The sequence below is a fragment of the Frankia nepalensis genome (assembly GCF_016786325.1).
GTDB lineage: Bacteria > Actinomycetota > Actinomycetes > Frankiales > Frankiaceae > Pseudofrankia > Pseudofrankia nepalensis.
This window is the reverse complement of sequence record NZ_JADWYU010000246.1, coordinates 18,749-36,649: the sequence shown is the minus strand read 5'-3', so window position 1 is coordinate 36,649 and position 17,901 is coordinate 18,749. Positions and strand designations below refer to the sequence as shown.

Annotated in this window: 16 protein-coding genes; 10 read left to right on the top strand and 6 right to left on the bottom strand. The window is 66.2% G+C overall.

Translation table 11 applies throughout. The features are described from left to right. Window positions 1-423: 423 nt before the first annotated feature. Complete coding sequence (locus tag I6A81_RS38150; RefSeq protein ID WP_203002238.1) at window positions 424-1,656, bottom strand: ABC transporter substrate-binding protein; 1,233 nt, start codon at window positions 1,654-1,656, stop codon at window positions 424-426. Between the two features lie 38 nt (window positions 1,657-1,694). On the opposite strand from I6A81_RS38150, the gene I6A81_RS46455 reads away from it, so the two are divergent. Next, window positions 1,695-1,958 carry a transposase gene (locus I6A81_RS46455; RefSeq protein WP_203002223.1) on the top strand — a complete coding sequence of 88 codons (264 nt, stop codon included), beginning with the start codon at window positions 1,695-1,697 and terminating at the stop codon, window positions 1,956-1,958. 129 nt (window positions 1,959-2,087) lie between these two features. Here I6A81_RS46455 and I6A81_RS38140 read toward each other — a convergent pair whose 3' ends face one another. Further along, the gene (locus tag I6A81_RS38140; RefSeq protein ID WP_203002222.1) at window positions 2,088-3,026 is read right to left on the bottom strand and encodes a dihydrodipicolinate synthase family protein; all 939 of its coding nucleotides are present in this window, start codon (window positions 3,024-3,026) and stop codon (window positions 2,088-2,090) included. A 17-nt stretch (window positions 3,027-3,043) separates the two neighbouring features. Beyond that, complete coding sequence (locus I6A81_RS38135; RefSeq protein ID WP_238428791.1) at window positions 3,044-3,829, bottom strand: SDR family oxidoreductase; 786 nt, start codon at window positions 3,827-3,829, stop codon at window positions 3,044-3,046. A gap of 234 nt (window positions 3,830-4,063) precedes the next feature. Between I6A81_RS38135 and I6A81_RS38130 the strand changes: the two genes are divergently transcribed. Together I6A81_RS38130 and I6A81_RS38125 are read left to right on the top strand one after the other, a co-directional pair. Further along, window positions 4,064-5,161, top strand: coding sequence for a zinc-dependent alcohol dehydrogenase (locus I6A81_RS38130; RefSeq protein ID WP_203002220.1), 1,098 nt, complete (start codon window positions 4,064-4,066; stop codon window positions 5,159-5,161). Then, window positions 5,133-6,338 carry a DUF3500 domain-containing protein gene (locus I6A81_RS38125; protein ID WP_203002219.1) on the top strand — a complete coding sequence of 402 codons (1,206 nt, stop codon included), beginning with the start codon at window positions 5,133-5,135 and terminating at the stop codon, window positions 6,336-6,338. Before I6A81_RS38130 ends, I6A81_RS38125 begins: the two co-directional genes overlap by 29 nt. On the opposite strand, the gene I6A81_RS38120 is transcribed toward I6A81_RS38125, so the two are convergent. Continuing rightward, window positions 6,339-7,241: a LysR family transcriptional regulator gene (locus I6A81_RS38120; RefSeq protein WP_203002218.1), complete on the bottom strand. Its 903-nt coding sequence runs from the start codon at window positions 7,239-7,241 to the stop codon at window positions 6,339-6,341. A gap of 123 nt (window positions 7,242-7,364) precedes the next feature. Between I6A81_RS38120 and I6A81_RS38115 the strand changes: the two genes are divergently transcribed. The 5 genes from I6A81_RS38115 (at window position 7,365) to I6A81_RS38095 (ending at window position 12,975) form a co-directional block, all read left to right on the top strand. Then, window positions 7,365-8,210, top strand: a complete 846-nt coding sequence (locus I6A81_RS38115; RefSeq protein WP_203002217.1) for a fumarylacetoacetate hydrolase family protein — start codon at window positions 7,365-7,367, stop codon at window positions 8,208-8,210. Between the two features lie 79 nt (window positions 8,211-8,289). Next, window positions 8,290-9,798, top strand: a complete 1,509-nt coding sequence (locus I6A81_RS38110) for an FAD-dependent monooxygenase (protein ID WP_203002216.1) — start codon at window positions 8,290-8,292, stop codon at window positions 9,796-9,798. A gap of 104 nt (window positions 9,799-9,902) precedes the next feature. Next, window positions 9,903-11,078 (top strand): alpha/beta hydrolase, encoded by a 1,176-nt coding sequence (locus tag I6A81_RS38105; protein ID WP_203002215.1) that lies wholly within the window; start codon window positions 9,903-9,905, stop codon window positions 11,076-11,078. A gap of 14 nt (window positions 11,079-11,092) precedes the next feature. Further along, window positions 11,093-11,899 carry an amidohydrolase family protein gene (locus I6A81_RS38100; RefSeq protein ID WP_203002214.1) on the top strand — a complete coding sequence of 269 codons (807 nt, stop codon included), beginning with the start codon at window positions 11,093-11,095 and terminating at the stop codon, window positions 11,897-11,899. A gap of 413 nt (window positions 11,900-12,312) precedes the next feature. Further along, complete coding sequence (locus I6A81_RS38095) at window positions 12,313-12,975, top strand: TetR/AcrR family transcriptional regulator (RefSeq protein ID WP_203002213.1); 663 nt, start codon at window positions 12,313-12,315, stop codon at window positions 12,973-12,975. A gap of 252 nt (window positions 12,976-13,227) precedes the next feature. Here the strand turns inward: I6A81_RS38095 and I6A81_RS38090 are convergent, their stop codons facing one another. Further along, window positions 13,228-13,914 carry an RraA family protein gene (locus tag I6A81_RS38090; protein WP_203002212.1) on the bottom strand — a complete coding sequence of 229 codons (687 nt, stop codon included), beginning with the start codon at window positions 13,912-13,914 and terminating at the stop codon, window positions 13,228-13,230. A gap of 66 nt (window positions 13,915-13,980) precedes the next feature. After that, window positions 13,981-15,699 (bottom strand): GMC family oxidoreductase, encoded by a 1,719-nt coding sequence (locus tag I6A81_RS38085; protein WP_203031890.1) that lies wholly within the window; start codon window positions 15,697-15,699, stop codon window positions 13,981-13,983. Between the two features lie 543 nt (window positions 15,700-16,242). Between I6A81_RS38085 and I6A81_RS38080 the strand changes: the two genes are divergently transcribed. Both I6A81_RS38080 and I6A81_RS38075 read left to right on the top strand, forming a co-directional pair. After that, window positions 16,243-16,956 (top strand): ABC transporter ATP-binding protein, encoded by a 714-nt coding sequence (locus I6A81_RS38080; protein WP_203002210.1) that lies wholly within the window; start codon window positions 16,243-16,245, stop codon window positions 16,954-16,956. Next, a complete protein-coding gene (locus I6A81_RS38075) occupies window positions 16,956-17,816 on the top strand; it encodes an ABC transporter permease (protein ID WP_203002209.1) in 861 nt (286 codons plus the stop codon). Before I6A81_RS38080 ends, I6A81_RS38075 begins: the two co-directional genes overlap by 1 nt. Window positions 17,817-17,901 lie beyond the last annotated feature (85 nt).

The following is a 17,901-nucleotide window of genomic DNA, read 5'->3' as shown; positions in this document are numbered from 1 at the left end:
TGGTCGATGCGCCCGGAGACGAAAGAGCGCGGCGACGACGTCCGCCCCCGTACGCTGTCCGTTCCGGGGCCAGGCCGGCCCCGTCAGGCCCCGGAGCGGGCAGCCCGTACGGCAAACGAACACAGGTACAACAACTGGTACAACCTGAAACGCCGGCACACCAGTATCGGAATGATCAACCTGCTGACTACGAGGCCGCGTACCTGCCCCGGTCGTCGAGCCAGACGACGATCGCTCACCCCACACCCAGGTGTCCTGCCGTAAGGGGCCAAGCTCACGCCGTCTACTGCCAGCGAGCGCATTGACGACTCACGACACGAGTAGACCCGGCGACGGTCGGCCATGTGCCGCGCCCTACCCCACCCAGTGCCGTCGATGCACTGATCTTCCTCTCGCTGCGCCAGGGGTGCAGACGCGCCGCCGTCAGCTGATGGGGTTACCACACCGCGCCATCGGCTGCAGCGGCACGAACCGCCTCCCATCGTCGCTGACCCGGACGAAGGCAAAGCAGTTACTGCTCATACCTCTGTTCGTCGCTAGGTCGACCGGGCCGGGGAGAAGACCGTCAGCGTCATAGTTGTGAATTGCGCGGAGGCCTTGAATGAAAGACTGGCGGGTCGGGCAAGGGCCAGCGGCTCGAAGGCCGCGCACGAACAGATCGGCAGACAACCAGCCATAGACCGCGCTTTCCTGCGCCGGGGGTTGGAACTCCGGAGCGTACGCGGTCATTGCGTTGAGAAACCTCGTGTGAGCGGGGCTTTGCACTTCGAAGGGAATGAAGCTCAGGTATATGACGGTGGTTGCGAGGAGGGAGCCAACCTGGTTCAGCAACGTCGGATCGTAACCGAATGGCACGAGTATCGACTTGAGGTTGACGCCGACAACCTGGGCCGCGGAAAGCATCTGGGCAAGGAGATCTGGAGGGGTAGCGCCCGTCACGGTATCAATGCGCTCCGCCTTCAGCCACTCTGCCAGCGCCACAAAGTCAGTAAGATCGGTCGCCTCGATGATGTCGACGCTAATACCTTCCGCTTGGAGGCTCTCGGTGAGCTGTCGATTGTAATTCCGTACCGCATCGTTCGCCACCCCGCTCAGGAGTACCGCGCGGGCTCCTCCCTGGCTACGGATGAAGTTCCCCCACACCGTGGATGACCCTGTCGAGGCCGTGTAGTAACGCCAGCTGACCATGTTGTCGTAGGCCGCCCAGGCAGTTTCGGCGGCCACGCCGGTGACCGGGATCTTCTGATCGGCGAGATACTGTGCCGAACCGGCCGCTGCGTTAATTCCTTCGATCATCCCGAAAATTTCTTCGCTAACAAGCTCGCGGGCTTTCACCCCGTTCACCTCGGGGTCGCCGCCATCGTCTCGCCACGAATAGACGATCTTTCTTCCGCTGACGCCACCGGCTGCATTTTCTATTCCGAAGCGGGCGTCGACGCCAGCCCGGAACGCGCCCACTATGAACGATGCCCCCCCGGTGTCGGCAAACAACAGGCCTGCCTTTACTTCGGTGTCCGTCACGCCCGGCGTCTCACAGGCCGCTCCCACGTGTCCTGATTCCCCCGAGTCGGCGCACGCGACCAGCCCGATCAGGCCGGCCAGGGAAATGGATAATGCGACGGATCGGGGCGACGACCGCCTTCCTGTAAAGAGCATCGTCACAGCTCCCTTGACTTTCTTGGTTGATCTGAGGCGTGGACGGCCCCCTTGCCCCGAGGCTGGTATTGGATGAGCTTTGGGAGCTGGTGAAGCCGCTATTGCTGGAATTGACGTCTCGCCGGCAGCGCCGGAGCAGAGCGGCGGTGCCTGATCGTGCCGTATTCACCGCGGCTGCTTTCGTGCTGACCACGGGCTGTGCGTCGCGGCATCTGCCACAGGGTTTCTTGGTGTCCCCGGCGACCGCGTTCTCGATGACTTTCCGTCACCGCCAGGCGACGGACGATAATCGGTATGTCTAGTTGAGCGACCTCACCTGCGGGCCAAATCGACACTCGTTCAGGCGGGGCTTGACTGGCTGATCGCGGCTATGTGGGTCGTGCTGGCCCCGAAGACCGCCGGGTGGTGCCTGCGCCGTGCGGAAGGCCGTGTCACCCGGCGCCGATGGGGCTGCGCGCGTCACGTTTGCCGAGTCGCCGCAGCAGGAGGTCGACCTCACCGCGCTCGGCAGCGCTGAGCGAGCGCCCAGGCAAACGCTGAGCGTCGGAGTGCAACAGGCCACGGCGCCGCATGATGTACTTGCGGACCGCGAGGCCGGTGCCGACCTGCTGCTCATACCGGATGAGTGGGAGGTGGGCGTCGAAAAGGTCGTGCGCCTCGTCGGTGCTGCCTTCGGCGCCCAGACGCACCAGGTCGACGAGGAGTTCCGGGAAGCAATAACCTGTCATCGCGCCGTCGGCGCCGCGTTGGATCTCGAAGTCGAGGAACAGTCCGCCGTTGCCGCACAGGATTGACAGTCGTGGCATCTCGCCGGCTGCCTCGATGGCGCGGATGGCGCTGATTTTCTCGAGGCCGGGCCAGTCCTCGTGCTTGAGCATCACCACCGACGGCACGTCCCGCGCGATGCGTTGGAGCACTGGCACCGAGATGACGACGGAGAAGGTCAGTGGATAGTCCTGCAGCACGATTGGCACGTCAGGTCCGAGTGCCTGGGCGACCTGAGTGTAATAGTCCACGATCTGGTCGTCGGTGCGCAGTGTGTTGGGTGGGCCAACCAGCACGCCTTTGGCACCGAGGGACATCGCCTCGTGGGTTAGCTCCTTCATCGTGCCGAAGCCCGGGGCCGAGACGCCGACGACCACGGGCAGGTGGGTTCTGTCGATGACAGTGGCGATGATCTGCACCGCCTCGGCCTGGGTCAGCTTCGATGCCTCTCCCATCTGGCCGAGCAACGTCAGTCCGTCGACGCCCACCTCTCCGTAGAAGTCGACGAGGCGGCGCAATGAGTCCAGGTCCAGGGAGCCGTCTGGGAGGAACGGAGTCGGGGCGATCGCGTACGCGCCGCGGGTGGTCCTGCTGAGCAAAGACATGGGCTTTTCCTCGGGGCTCAGATGCTGGGGATGAGTCCGCCGTCGACTCGCACCAGGGATCCGGTGATGTAGGAGGCCCGCTCGCTGGCGAGAAAAGCGACGACGGCGGCGTACTCATCAGGGTCGCCGTAGCGACCCACAGGGATCGAGGCGATGCTGGCCTCGGCGACCTCATCCACGGGTCGGCCTTCACGGGCCGCCTTGTTCTCGTCGAGTGTGCGGACGCGAGCGGTGCCAATCCGTCCGGGGACGACGACATTGCAGGTGACGCCAGCCGCGCCCACCTCCCGCGCTAGGGTCTTCGACCAGCCCACGAGCGCCGCGCGCAACGAGTTGGAAAGACCCAGGTTGGCGATCGGCGCGACCACGCCGGAGCTTGTACTGGTCACGACCCGCCCCCATCCGCGCTCGCACATGCCTGGAACGACCCGGTCGGTGATCGCGATCACCGCCTGCACCATGGAACGGAAGTAGTCCGCCCAGATTTGCTGGTCCACCCCGAGCACCTCTGTTGGCGGCGGGCCGCCGGTGTTGTTGACTAGGATGTCGACCGGGCCGAGCTCGGCCTTGATGCGCGTGATGTTTCCGTCGATGGCCGACAGGTCACCGAGGTCCCACGCCAGTCCCACAGCCCTGCCCCCGGCATCACGGACCTTGCGCGCGGTGTCCTCGGCGGCCTCGCCCCGGATGTCCGCGATGGCGACGGCCACGCCCTCGGACGCGAGGGTCCGCGCAGCGGCACCGCCGAGTCCACCCCCCGCGCCGTGCACGAGCGCGACCCGTCCCGCGATACCCAAGTCCATCGGCTTCCCTCTCCAGCGGCGACCACCGCACGTGCGTCCTCGATCCCCAATCACTGAAGCGCTTCCAGCCACCGACGCGCAAAGACCAATCCCCTGCGCCTCCAATAGGCAGCGGCTATACGTCGCTCATAGGAGAAGGCTATGAGGGTGAGCGGCGAATGGTCTTGGACACATCGACAGCGCGCACATCACGCTGTGGAGTGTCACAAGCTGCGACAGTGAGGACCGATGAGGATGACGCCGCTCCCGAGCGTGATGAAGGCGGCCGTGCTAGGTGAGCCCGGTCAAATTCGAGTACGAGAGCTGCCGGTGCCCGAACCCGGACCGGAGGACGTACTGGTGCAGGTGTGTCGCGCATCCCTCTGCGGCACCGATCTCAAGATCCGCAGCAGGAAATTCTTCAAGAACGACGGTCCGCGGGCCGACACCTTCGTCCCTGGTCACGAATACGCCGGCGTCGTCGTCGCCGTCGGTTCCACAGTAGACGAGTTCGGGATCGGCGACAGGGTGGTGACCGAGGCCCACCGGGGATGCATGCGGTGCGCCAACTGTCTGCACGGTAAGTACACGGACTGTCTCAACTACGGCATCCGTGCCAAGGGTCATCGAACCCAGGGAATGACGGTCAACGGCGGGTTCGCGGAGTACGCACTGAACCACGTCTCCACCCTCTACCGACTTCCGGAGAACGTGAGCTTCGATGCCGGCGTTGTCCTGACAACCGTGGGCACCGTCATGCACGCCTTCGACGTCCTCGCCGATCTGGTTGTCGGCGCCCGGGTCGCGGTGCTCGGCCCAGGCCCTATTGGCCTCCTTGCCGTGCAGGTCGCGAAGCAGCTGGGAGCCGAGTTCGTGACGCTGACCGGGACCCGTGAATCCAGGCTCGCGCTCGGCGAGTCGTTCGGGGCCGACCTTGCCCTGAACGTCCGCGACGGCGACGCCGTGTCGCGGATCAGGGCGGCTACCGGCGGCCACGGGATGGATGTCGTCCTCGAGTGTTCGGGGGCCCCGTCCGCGGTCGACGACGCGCTGGCAATGGCCAAGCGCGGCGGCCGCGTCGTCCTGGTCGGTTTCTTTGACGAGCCCGTCACCTCCGACCTCAACCGTGCCGTGATGAACGGCATCACCATCCACACCGTCCGCGGCGAGGGCACCGGTTCCTTGGCACGAGCTGTGTCACTGGCGAGCCAGGGCCGGATCGACACCAAAAGCCTGGTCACGCACCATTTCTCGCTCGACGCGGTGTCCGAGGCGTTCGACACCTATGCCGAGCGCCGCGGCGACGCACTCAAGGTGATGCTGGATGTCTCGCCCATCTCCGCGGGGGCATGACGTGACCAACCAGGCGAACGGGCGCGAACCGCAGGTGGGACCGCGCGACGACGAGCACGCGCTCGTCCGTCACATGGCCCGGCTCGCGACCGACTTTCTCGACTCGCTCGAACCGGAGATGCAAGCACGCGCTCTCTGGGCTCGCTTCGACGACTCGAGAGTCGAAGCCGAGCGGATCCGTTGGTTCTACACGCCCACGGACCACGGCGGGGTGGCGCTGCGTGAACTGTCACCCATGCAGCAGAGCCTCGCCATGCAGCTGCTGGCAAGCGGCCTCACGCGGCCCGCCTACGTCACCGCGTGCGCCGTACTGGGCCTGGAGAACGTCCTCGACGAACTCGAAGGATGGAATGTCGACTGGGGCCGGGAGCGTGGGCGCGACCCAGGGCTGTACTGGGTCCGCGTCTTCGGTCATCCCAGCGAGAACACCTGGGGATGGCGCTTCGGGGGCCACCATCTGTCCGTCAACCTTCTGCTTCGTGACGGACGCATCGCCGCGACGACTCCGTCGTTCCTCGGCGCCGACCCGGCGACGTCTCCGCTCCTCGCGGGTGAGCTGCGCCCGCTCGGCGGGACGGAGGATCTCGCCCGGGCGCTGATGACCTCCCTCGGCAAGCATGAGCGGGCCCAAGCGCTCCTGCACCCGCGGGCGATCTCCGACATAGTCTCGGGTAACCGCCCGCGGCTCGGGCCCGGAGACCAGATGATGCACATGCAGGATCTGTTCCGGGGTCCCCTCCCGATCCCGCGCCTGGTCGCGCTCGTCAATCGCATCGACGAGGTCGCGGAGACCGGAGCCGGGTATGCCGAGGCCGACCACGAGCGGATGGCGCTCGGCCTCAGCCCTCGTGGAGTCGCTGGCCGCGACCTGACGACAGAGCAGCGGGACCTGCTCCGTGGACTGATCACGACCTACACCGACCGCGCCCCTGCGCCGGTCGCCAGCGCCCTGCGACGTCGCTATGCCGATGACGTGAGCCTTGACGTCGTGCGTTTCGGCTGGGCCGGCGACATCGCCCCCGGGCAGCCGCACTACTACCGGCTCACAGGTCCGCGTCTGCTCGTCGAGTACGACAACACGCAGCGAAGCGCGAACCACGCGCACTCCGTGTGGCGGGATCCCGCCGGGGACTTCGGGCTTGACCCGCTCGTGTCACACCGCACCAGGTCCCACTGATCAGCGCACCAGAGCGTCGGCCGGCAGCTGCGCACGGCTGACCAGCGGCAGCTCCACCGACGTCAGCAGATCGACGAACCGCCGGGTCAGTTGCGCCATCGAGCCCCGGCAGTAGGCGACCAGCTCGCGGTAGAGCGGTGGCTCCGATGGCCGCACATGGTGGCTCCACCCAGGAGGGACAGCGTTCGCCGGGATCACCGTGAACCCGACACCCTCGACGGCGAGACGCAGTGCCGCGGCCACCTGACCCACGCGCGCCACCACCCGCGGTGTGAAGGCGAGGGAGCGGGCTGCCCAGTCGAGGACCTCCGTCATCCCCTGCTCGGGCTCGAAGTGCACCCACTTGGCGGCGTGAAGCTGCGCCACCGTGGCGCTCTCGGTCTCGTACGGCCCCGGGCCGGCCACCATCATGCTCTCGAAGCCAATGGACACGACGTCGCCGTCCCAGTCGGACGGTCGTGGTCCGATCGCCAGGTCGCCGAGCCCCTCCCGCATGGCCGCCTCAAGATCCTTGCGATGGGAGTAGTCGTGCAGCCGCAGCACCGTGGCGGGATACTGGTCGTGCCAACGCACGATGCCCATGGGCAGGACTCCGGAGGCAACCGACCGGATCGTCATCACGTGCAACTCACCCTCGGCGCCACTGGCCAGGTCCGCCACCGACTTGCGGGCCGCCTCCGCTGCCGCGATCACGGCCTGCGCGCGGGGTAGCAACACGCGGCCGGCAGCAGTGAGCGCGACACCCAGGTGCCCGCGCTCGAGGAGCTCACCACCCAGCTCACGCTCCAGTGCCCTGATTTGCTGCGACACAGTCGGCTGCGCCACACGCAGGTGGTTCGCCGCCGCGTTGAACGAGCCGTGCTCGCAAATGGCGACGAAGTACTCGAGCTGGCGGAGACGCACAAGCGGCACCGTAGCACATAGGCGCCGACTATAACCACTGGTAGCAACCGGTATTGGACGCCTTGTGACCGCCGGGCCGACCATGTGAGGGCCCGTCCCAATCGCGAGCCCCGAGGACCCGACATGCGCCTTGCGCGAGCCCGCATGCACGACACCAACCACGTCGTCCTCGTCCGACTAGAGGGCGACGACGCGGTGGTGCTTGCGGAGGAGTCCGCCCACGTGGCCGCCGACGTGCTGCGCGAGGCCGTCCACAGTGGAATCGACCTGGCCGGCCGCGGCGCGACCCGGGTCGCAATCGATGATCTCACCCTGCTCGCCCCAGTACGGCATCCCGGCCGCATCCTGTGCGCCGCGCTCAACTACGGGACGCACGCGGCTGAAACCGGCAGGCGGGCGCCGTCGGAGCCGACGCTGTTCGCCAAGTTCAGCGGCTCGCTCGTCGACCCACACGGCACCGTTGTCGTCCGCGACGCGGACCTCGCGGGCATCGACTACGAGGGGGAGCTTGCCGTCGTGATCGGCCGGCGTGCCCGGGACGTCGACGAGCGGGATGCGCTTTCCCATGTGCTCGGCTACACGATCGCGAACGACATTTCGGCGCGGGCCCAGCAGCGAGCCGACCGTCAATGGTGGCGAGCCAAGGGCAGCGACGGCTTCTGTCCCCTCGGTCCGGTCATCGTCACGGCCGACGAGCTCGGCGACGCCTCGGGGCTCACGATCCGCACCACCGTCAACGGCACGCTACGTCAGGACGGCATGACGACGGACCTGATCTTCTCGGTCCCGTCTCTGCTTGCCTTCGCGTCGCGGTTCGTGACGCTCGAACCGGGCGACGTCCTACTCACGGGAACCCCTTCGGGCGTCGGTGTGGCGATGGATCCGCCCTGCTTTCTTGAGCACGGCGACCAGGTCGAGGTGGCGGTGGACGGCATCGGACGCCTGCGATCGACCATCGAGCTGCGGTGAGCGCGCTCTCAGGGACTTTGCGCCCCCATTAGTTACGGCTACGATGTAGCCATAACTGGGGACGATGGGAGGCGACAACGTGAATGACCATGTCGAGGTGCTCGTGGTGGGCGCCGGACCCACCGGGCTGACGCTGGCCTGCGACCTGCAGCGCCGGGGCGTCCGCTTCCGGGTCATCAGCGCGGCGGACCACGGCTTCGAGGGCTCCCGGGCCAAAGGCCTTCAGCCGCGAACCCTGGAGGTGTTCGACGATCTCGGTGTCCTGCCCGATCTTCAGCCGCGTGGGGCTCTGTACCCGCTGCTTGGCCTCCACGTCGGTCCGCTCACCCTGCCATGGGTGATGTACAAGCGCTACAAGCCGACCGAGGCCGTGCCCCATGCCAACACGTTGCTCGTGCCGCAAAACGAGACCGATGCATCGGTCCGGCGCCGCCTCGAGGAACTCGGGGGGGCCGTTGAGTACAGCACACGACTCGTGTCGTACGAGCAGGATCTCGACGGTCTGGTCGCGACCGTCGAAGGCCCAGCCGGCACGGACCGGATCCGCGCCCGTTTCCTGGTAGGCGCGGACGGTGGCGGCAGCATCGTCCGCCTCAACGCCGGTATCGACTTCGTCGGGACGACAGACGAAACCGATAGGATGATCGTCGCCGACGTGACGCTCGGCGGCCTCTCTCGCAAGCGGTGGCACGTCTGGCCTCGCAACGGAGGCCGCTTCATGGCGCTATGCCCACTTCCCGGTAGCGACAAGTTCCAACTCATGCTCAAACTGCGCCCTGACGAGAACGCCGACCTGAAGCGGGACGCGGTCAATCGCCTCGTCCAGGAGTTCGTGGGCCGAGCCAAGCTGCGCGTTGAGGAGATCCACTGGGCGTCGGTCTGGCGTCCGAACATCAGACTCGCCGCGCGTTACCGACGCGGGAACGTCTTCCTCGCTGGCGATGCCGCCCACGTCCATCCACCCACCGGCGCCCAGGGGCTCAACACCGGCGTTCAGGATGCCTACAACCTCGGCTGGAAGCTGGCCCAGGTACTGGCCGGAGCTCCAGACGCGCTGCTCGACACCTATGAGGCCGAGCGGCAGCCGGTCGCGGCCCGGGTGCTTGGCCTCTCGAGCGAGATCTACGCAGGCATAAGCAACCAGCCTCTCGCCGCGACCAAGCGCGGTGACGAGGAACGACAGCTTACCCTCACCTACCGCACCAGTGGCCAGTCTCCGGACGGAGCGGAGCCGCGGGAGGCCGTCCGCGTCGGCGACCGCGCTCCGGACGCCCGGTTTACGGACAGCCAGGGGCGCCCCGGCCGGCTCTTCGACGTGTTCCGCGGCCCGCACTTCACGCTGATCGCCGTTGGCGATCGCGCGATCGATGGGCTTGCGCGGATCAATTGGCCGGACCGAGGCGCACCCCTGAGGACTGTCGCTCTCGCCGCGGACGCCGCTCACGGGCTCAGGCGCATATACGGAATCCAGGAGCCGGCCCACATCCTCGTGCGACCCGACGGCTATGTCGCCTCTGTCGTCCATGACAACTGGATCGCGGCCTTCGACAAGCACGCCCAGCTCATGCTGCCGCCGCTCGCCAGCTAGCCGCGGCGCACCAAGGCGGTCACCACCGCACCTGAGGTCGAAGTCGGCGGCCCGGCACGCCACGCCATTGACGCCCATGAACCATGAAACGAGGAGTCTCAGGAATGTCAACAGAGCGCGACGCCGCATTAGACCCATTCCCGATCGTGATTCGTGAGTTCGTCGGCCCCCGCGCGGAGACCGACGACGTCACCTCGGCCCTCTCGGTCGAGTCGCGGGCCGCACTGCGCCAGTTCTCACTCGAGCGGACGCTCGCCTACGGCGTCGACTACGCCGACGCGGTTGAGTTGCGCGGGCGGGTGCTCGACGGACAGGATTGGCGCTCGGCCGCCACGGAGCTCGCGGATACCTGCCTTCGCCGCGTCCAAAGCGCGCCCGCGGTCGCGGGAGTTCCCACGCGGATCGCCTACCTGCGACGTGCGTCCGCGCTCCTTCGCATGAGCCAGATGATGATGCTGTCCGACATCCCCGAGCGTCGGGTCATCTTCGCGGAGGCCGCGTCTTTGTACGAGCAAGCCGCCGACCTGCTCGTCGATCGAACGCGCGTCTCGATCAATACGGACCACGGAACGCTCGCGGGCTGGCTCATCCCCGCCGGCGATGCCGCAGTCGCCTCCGTCATCATCATCGGCGGCATTGAGGGCTACGCCATGGACTTCGACAGCATGGGGGAGGCGTTCGCGGCCCGCGGCGTCGATGCCCTACTGCTCGACGGACCAGGGCAGGGCGAGACCAGGTTCATTCATCAGCATTACCTGTCGACGCAGTGGCGCGATGCATACCGCCGCGCCATCGATTTTCTGGAGGAACGCGCACCGGGTCGCCCGATTGGTTTCGTCGGCAACAGCATGGGCGGCAGTCTCGCGATGGCCGTCGCCGTAGACGACACGCGTATCCGGGCATGCTGCAACAACGGCGGCATCGTCGCGCCGTGGATGGTACCGCCAAGCGTCGGAACCTTCTTCTCGAAAATGGTGGCATACTGCGGCGTCGTGGACCCGGAACAGGCGGTCGACGTGTGGAGGACCGTCACCCCAGCGGCTGATGGGCCAAATGCGGGGTATCCGTTACTGGTTGTGCACGGTCGAAAGGATCCGATGATCTCGACGGAGATGGCACAGATGCTCCTGGAGAGCGCGCCCACGGACGACAAGCAGATGGTCGTCTTCTCTGACGGCGATCACTGCATCTACAACCACCGGCACGATCGCGACGTGCTGATCACTGACTGGATGAGAGCACGCCTGTGCGGCGTGACGACACTAGAGCTCACGAGCTGAAACGGGCCGTCCCCATGCAAATCATCGATGCTCAGATCCATCTGTGGGCCGGCGACAGCGCGCCGCCTCACCACTGGCGGGCTCCATACACCGTCGAGCGTGCCCTCCGCGACATGGATCAGGCAGGCGTCGACCGTGCGGTCAACTGCCCGGCGATCTGGGACGCGGGCGCGAACGACTACGCGGTCGAGGCGGCGCAGAGTCACCCGGAACGGTTCGCGACCCTCGGCTGGTTTTCTCTCGACGACTCTGCGGATGAGTCTCTCGTCGATCGTTGGCTCGCGAAGCCGGGGATGCTGGGTCTGCGCTTCGTCCTCGTAATGCCGGATATCGCCGATCGGCTCGCGTCCCGTGCGCTCGACTGGCTGTGGGCCGCGGCCGATCGACGCGAGATTCCGGTCGCGCTCATGGTGCTGCCCCAGCAGCTGCCCGCGGTCGCCGACATCGCCGCGCGCTTTCCCCGCATGCGTCTGTTGATGGACCACCTCGCGATCAGTCCCTTCGAGAGGTTGCCTGGTGCCGCCGCCCACTTCGAGGCACTGCTCGCGCTGGCTCGCCAACCGAACATCGCGATCAAGGCGACGGCCGTCCCGAGCATGGCAACCGACGAATATCCATTTGCAAGCACGCACGGTCTGCTGCGACAGGCATTCAACGCATTTGGCGCTGAGCGGACGTTCTGGGGCACTGACATCACGCGTCTTCACTGCACCTGGCACGAATGCGTGACGATGTTCGTCGACGACCTGCCCTGGCTGAGGGGTCGCGATCTCGAGCTGGTCATGGGTCGCGCCGTCGCCAACTGGATAGGCTGGCCCTAATCGCGACTAGACGGAACAATCCGCGCGGTAGGCTGGACGGAGCTGGGATATCGACGGACCGCGCGATCTCGCCGAACGTCAGTGGCTGACGCACGTGGTGTACGGGGTGTGATCGGACAGCGACAAGGTCCCGGCACGCGGCCGTCTGTACTTCTGGCGAGCGTCCAACCACGACGAGAGGGGCGCGTACGACGGCCCCCCGGATCGGGGGACATACCGGCCACGACGTGGCCGATAGTTGCGGCTACAGTGTAGCCACGCCAGAGTGGGCGAGGCGCTGACGCCGGGGCCGACTGGTTGAGCAAAGGGTGGTGGCCGTGAGTCAGACCGTCCCTCGGCCTGGGAGCCCCCGCTGGTGGCAGGGCCGCCCCGATCGTGACAACGTCAAGGACCAGGGCCCTGGACGTCCCTCGATGCCGATCGAACGCGTCATCGCCGCGGCGGTGAAGCTGGTCGACGAGGTAGGACCAGGCGATTTCAGCATGAGGCTGCTGGCCCAGCGACTGCAGTCGAGTACGGCGACCCTGTACCGACACTTCGCCAGCAAGGACGAGATCTTTGCCGAGGTCGTTGACCACGTGCTCGGTGAGGTCCCACGGCACCTCACCGACACGGCCGACACGGCGACGTGGCAGGAACGGCTGATCACCATCGCCGACGCCTTGTTTCGAACCCTAAAGAAACATCCGACGGTCGTGTCTCTCTTCAACGACCACATTCCGTTTGGCCCGCAGGGTCTCGCCGCCAGGGAGACCGCGATGGGCGTCCTGCTTTCCAGTGGATTCTCGCCCGAGGCCGCCGCCAAGGCATACACCGTGGTAGCGCATTACACGATCGGCTTCGCCAGCCAGTTGGGTGCCTACGCAGGCGACGGCCCCGAGGACGACCAGGGCATCCGCGAGTTCTACGACTCGCTCGATCCAGCACGCTATCCCGCCACGGTGGCCTCGGCTCCGTTCCTACCGAGCTCCCTGGACGACGAGTTCCGGTTCGGGCTCCAACTCATCGTCGACGGGCTGACCACACAGCTGGCCGCCGTCCCTACGCCGACAACCCCCTCGCCCCACCGGCGGTAGAGCGGTCGTCCCTGATGCGGTTGGAAGCGACACACCAACTGATGCGGCGCCTCCGGACAATATGACGTTCCTGACGGTCACAGCCCTGAGCGAGGTGGGGTACAACTCGGCGGCGGTCACTGTGCTCACTGCGGTGGCGGCCCGCTCCCGGGAACAGCGGGGCCACCAGCGGCCGGTGGGCTGGCGTTCCTCATCTCAGTTCCCGACAGCCGAAAGGTCAAGATCTCCCTTCTCGAGGAGCGGTTAAGCGCATCAATGCGGACGACCGTGAACTCGGGACACTTCATCGAAACTCGCGGCGATCGATCGCAGCGAACGCGCCGACTGGGCCCAGACCCGTTCCCGGCCTTCGATGACGAGGGCCCTTTCGATGACGCCCGCGGCGACATCTCGCGGCACGCAGACGACACCGTCGCCGTCCCCCACGACGAGGTCACCGACGGCGACTCGAACTTCGCCGAAGCGAACTGGTTGGCCACAAGAACGCAGCCTGGTGCGGTCGCGCATAGCTCTTGGGTCGCTGGTGAGGTGGCGGATGGGGATTGCGTATTCGTAGATCTCGTCAGTATCTCGGATGCCGCCATCTGTAACGATGCCGGCTATACCACGACCGAGAGCGGTAGCCGCGGTGACTCCGCCAACCGTAGTCACCGGCTGCGCGTTCGTGCTGATGACCAAGACGCTTCCGCGAGGAGCCGAGTCGAGATAGTTCCACATCTCTGCGATGTCCACCTGCCTGGCCGGCCCCTCGCCTCGCGGGAAGGGATCGGCGGCCTCGTCGACGGCGAGTTCGACGGTAAGCGCAGGACCTACGAAGCGTCCTCTGCCCCTGGCTCCAGCCAGAATGACGCCCTCGATCCCTTCCTGCTCGAGCACATCGACGACGGACGCGGTCCCTACGACAGGCCAATGCATTGGCGCGTCAAGTTCAGGCGGCATGCGCGTCGACCTTTCCGATGCGACCAAGGGCAAGGCCAAGACCGTGGGTAACGGTGCAGCTCGGGGTCATGTGAGTCCTTCTGCGCCGGCGGAGCTCGATGGGTGAGGGTAACTCGAGTTAAGTTGCAGATCCGCGATCCGCATCGCGACCATCTGCACCGGCAGATTCGTGTTCGCGCGCGGGATAGTGCGCATGATGGAGGCATCGGCGATAGTCAGGCCATCCAGGCCGATCACATCACCGCGATAGTCGACCACTGCCTCGGGGTCATCGGCCGGTCCCATGGCGCACGTACCTGCCACGTGATACGTGCCGAAGGTCCCCGCCAGCATGGTTCTTTCACGCCACATCGGGTCTCGGAGGCGCCTCTCTGAGAGAGCACCGGTGGACATTCCGATCCGGAGCATGGACCGACGACCAAACCCGGGTCCGTCCAACAACGCCGCGATCAACGTAGTCAAGGCGGCGTTACGAAAACCGGGTGCATTGAGCGCGCGCACGACCTGGTTGTAGCCGGCGGTGAAAACCTCATGCCGGTGCTTGCGAACATCGCCGTCGGCGAGCAGTTCGGCGGCGAGTTCGACGCCGAACTGCATCCGTCGCCGGTCTACCGGGTCGGAGAGAAAGTTGAAGAGAATCTCGGGCCGGTTGCTCGAGCCAGCCTGAGCGAGGCGAACCGAGCCGCGGGAGCGAGGCGCCATGAGGCTGACGCCCAGTCCGCCGATGGACTCGCCCAGCCCGTGCCAGGACGACTTGTTCAGGTACGCGGCATTGAGGTCGCCGAACCCGCCCTCGATGCCGGAGCTGGCTCGAAGCCCGGCGATAAAGCCCTGACGGATCGACCTTGGTTGTCGGGCGGCCCTGGGAATGTGCGTCGCGAGGTACACCACGGGATGGTTCTGCAGGTTTTCCCCCACTCCGCCGAGCGGGGTGACTACCTCTATCCCGAGTTTTCGCAACATGTTGGCATCGCCGATGCCGGACCGCTGGAGCAACAGCGGAGTGAATACGGCGCCCCCGCAGACCACGACACGGTCAGCGTGGAAGGTGACCGGCTGACCGCCGGCTGTCGCCCTGACTCCGACGCATCGACTACCGGAGAAGAGTAGTTGGTCGACCTCTACTCCGGATTGCACCCGCGGTGAGCCCCCCGCCCGCAGCCAGCCGGGAAGGAACGCCGAGGCCGAGGAGACCCTGCTCGACGCGGTTCGGCTGAGCGGGAGCGGCCCGAATCCGTCTCGGTCGTCGGTGTTGAAGTCGGCGATGTACCGGAATCCCGCGCGCTCGGAAGCCGCCCCGAGGGCGGCGACGAACGCCGGCCAGGACGCTCGGTCGAGTCGTCGGACGGCGATGGGCCCTCCGCGGCCGTGTCGCTCATCGGCGAAGTCTGCGTCGTCCTCGAGGCGGACGAAAGTCCGCTCGACCTCAGCGGTCGACCACTCGGGCACAGTCTTCGACCAACTCTCGTAGTCTGCCGAGAGACCGCGCAGGGCCACCATGCCCATCAGCGCGGAGCCTCCCCCGAGCACCCGGGCCTGGGTGAACGGAGACGGTGGACTCGCAGGGTCCGCCTGCTGTTGAGCTTGGAGCCCGGGCCAGGCGTAGTCGGGGTTGTAGTACGAACGCGGGTAGAGGTCGCTGATGTCAGACGGGACATCGTCGGGGTCGATGTCCTGACCGGCCTCGAGGAGGAGGACGCGTGCGCCTCCATCCACGAATCGTCGGGCCACGATGCACCCAGATGTCCCGCCGCCGACGACGATGACGTCGAAGCCGCTAGGCATGGTGCGTCGATCCAGATCGGTCGGCAACGGCACGGCCGTGGTCCGGCGTGCGCCGAGGCCTCGCCGTCGGCTGCTGTGAGGTGCCACGGCGGCGTGGTGGTTCGTCCACGGCGTTCCCCTTCGTCGCGACAGGTGACCTGGTGACCTGGTCACTATGCGCTAGCCGCAACACGCGCGTCAAGCGCCGAAACTCCCCGTTGACAGACAAGGCGGGCGAGGCCACGATCGGTCAACAAGTCACTAGGTGAGCTTATTACCTGGCGCGCGGCGGCCGCTCGTGTCTGAGGTCGCGCGTCCAATCACGAAAGGACTCGATGCGCTATGCGCCGACCAGCGCTCCGGCGTTCCGGGCTCGCGCCGGGTCTCCGCGTCGAGCACCCAGAAGCTGGCGACGGGCAGCCAGGGCATAACCAACTGGACCGATCAACAGGTGGGGAGGACTCGGCGCCACCAGAGCCAGATCGACCCGTCAACGAGTACGCCGATACCCGTCCCTTACTCGAACTTCGAGACCTGGGATTCGGGTACACCCCTAGAGCCAGCGTGATTGAGGGCCTGAACCTCTCCCTGGCGCCTGGAGAGATCATCTCGGTCGTTGGTCCGTCAGGCTGCGGGAAGTCGAGCCTGCTGCGGCTGATTAGCGGTCTCTCGGCGCCGTGGCGCGGATCCATCAGCATCCACTATCGTCGCCCCGGCCAGCACGGGCTTAGCATGGTGTTCCAGGAGGACACACTCCTGCCCTGGTTGCGGGTGCGCGAGAACGTTCTCTTACACCATCGGTTCTCCGGCACCCGCCGAAGCCGGAAGGCGCAAGAACTCGCCACCTCGTTGCTCGATATGGTGGGCCTTACCGACAAGGCGCACGCGTTCCCAGCCCAACTGTCCGGTGGAATGAGACGGCGCGTCGCTGTGCTTACCGCGCTCGCCGCCGACCCGGAACTCCTCCTGCTCGACGAGCCGTTCTCCGCCTTAGACGAACCGACCCGCGTCGGCGTCCATCGAGACCTCTACAGACTGGTGCGCTCGTCTGGTGCCAGCGTCGTTCTGGTCACCCACGACCTCGGAGAGGCGATCTCCCTGTCGGACCGGGTCATCATGATGTCTCGCGCTCCGTCGCGAGTAGCCGCCGAATTCACCACCTCGTTCGGCCGAGACCGCGATATCCACGCAATCCGGACTCACCCGGACTTCCTCGAGCTCTACGCCCGACTCTGGGAGGGCATGGACGCCAACCTACAGTCGAGAGGCGAACCCTGATGGTGACGGCCGAGAACTCCATTTCTACGGCTCCGGGTTCGATCCACGCCGCGGAGGCGAATCGTCCGGTGCCATGGTTCGTCTGGCGCACGCTCACCCAGATCGCCATCGTCGCTGTTGTGGTCGTGTCGTGGGAGTTCGTACCGAAGATCGGCTTCCTCGCCCGGCACGTGCGCATCCTAGACCCGTACTACATCAGCTCCCCGACTCAGGTCTGGGACAGCCTGAAGGCACTGCTCACCGGCGACCCGGGCACGGGCGCGACCGTATGGCCATACTTCATGGTCACATTGCTGTCCACCGTTGAAGGTACCGCCATCGGACTAGTCCTTGGCGCCTTGGCCGGGCTGGTCTTCAGTAACAGCCGCAGGCTCAGCGAGATCTGCCGCCCATTCATCGTCCTGACCAACTCGGTGCCACGAATCGCCCTGATCCCAATTTCCGTCGTTCTGTTCGGGCCGACATCCACCGCGTCGGTGGTCAACGTCATCGCCGTGGTCTTCTTTGTCGGCTTCTTCAACGCCTTCGAAGGCGGCCGCAGCGTGAAACCGGCCGTCCTCGAGAACGCCCGGCTGCTCGGCGCGAGTTCGTGGCAGGTCATGCGAACGATCCGTCTCCCCATGGTGCTTACGTGGACATTCGCGGCCGTCCCCAACGCCATCTCCTTCGGCCTCATCGTCTCCGTCACGACGGAACTTCTCGCTGGCGTGCGGGGAATGGGCGAACTTCTCCAATCCGCTACCACGTACCTCCAGACATCGATGACATTCGCCATCGTCGTCGTCCTCAGCTTTATGGGACTAGCGCTGTATGGCGGCGCGATCGGCCTCAAGAAGATCGTGCTGAGGTGGGACGAGTAGCCAACGATGGAGTCATCGCCCCATCCGCCAGGCAGCCATCACAGAAAGGGATCAATCATGCCGCACCTCCGCTCTCGGCGGGTCT

What these genes read in the sequence shown, in the direction of transcription:
- I6A81_RS38150 (WP_203002238.1), bottom strand. Translation starts at nt 1,656, where the DNA reads ATGCTCTTTACAGGAAGGCGGTCGTCGCCCCGATCCGTCGCATTATCC.
- I6A81_RS38140 (WP_203002222.1), bottom strand. Translation starts at nt 3,026, where the DNA reads ATGTCTTTGCTCAGCAGGACCACCCGCGGCGCGTACGCGATCGCCCCG.
- I6A81_RS38135 (WP_238428791.1), bottom strand. Translation starts at nt 3,829, where the DNA reads ATGGACTTGGGTATCGCGGGACGGGTCGCGCTCGTGCACGGCGCGGGG.
- I6A81_RS38130 (WP_203002220.1), top strand. Translation starts at nt 4,064, where the DNA reads ATGACGCCGCTCCCGAGCGTGATGAAGGCGGCCGTGCTAGGTGAGCCC.
- I6A81_RS38125 (WP_203002219.1), top strand. Translation starts at nt 5,133, where the DNA reads ATGTCTCGCCCATCTCCGCGGGGGCATGACGTGACCAACCAGGCGAAC.
- I6A81_RS38115 (WP_203002217.1), top strand. Translation starts at nt 7,365, where the DNA reads ATGCGCCTTGCGCGAGCCCGCATGCACGACACCAACCACGTCGTCCTC.
- I6A81_RS38105 (WP_203002215.1), top strand. Translation starts at nt 9,903, where the DNA reads ATGTCAACAGAGCGCGACGCCGCATTAGACCCATTCCCGATCGTGATT.
- I6A81_RS38100 (WP_203002214.1), top strand. Translation starts at nt 11,093, where the DNA reads ATGCAAATCATCGATGCTCAGATCCATCTGTGGGCCGGCGACAGCGCG.
- I6A81_RS38095 (WP_203002213.1), top strand. Translation starts at nt 12,313, where the DNA reads ATGCCGATCGAACGCGTCATCGCCGCGGCGGTGAAGCTGGTCGACGAG.
- I6A81_RS38090 (WP_203002212.1), bottom strand. Translation starts at nt 13,914, where the DNA reads ATGCCGCCTGAACTTGACGCGCCAATGCATTGGCCTGTCGTAGGGACC.
- I6A81_RS38085 (WP_203031890.1), bottom strand. Translation starts at nt 15,699, where the DNA reads ATGCCTAGCGGCTTCGACGTCATCGTCGTCGGCGGCGGGACATCTGGG.
- I6A81_RS38075 (WP_203002209.1), top strand. Translation starts at nt 16,956, where the DNA reads ATGGTGACGGCCGAGAACTCCATTTCTACGGCTCCGGGTTCGATCCAC.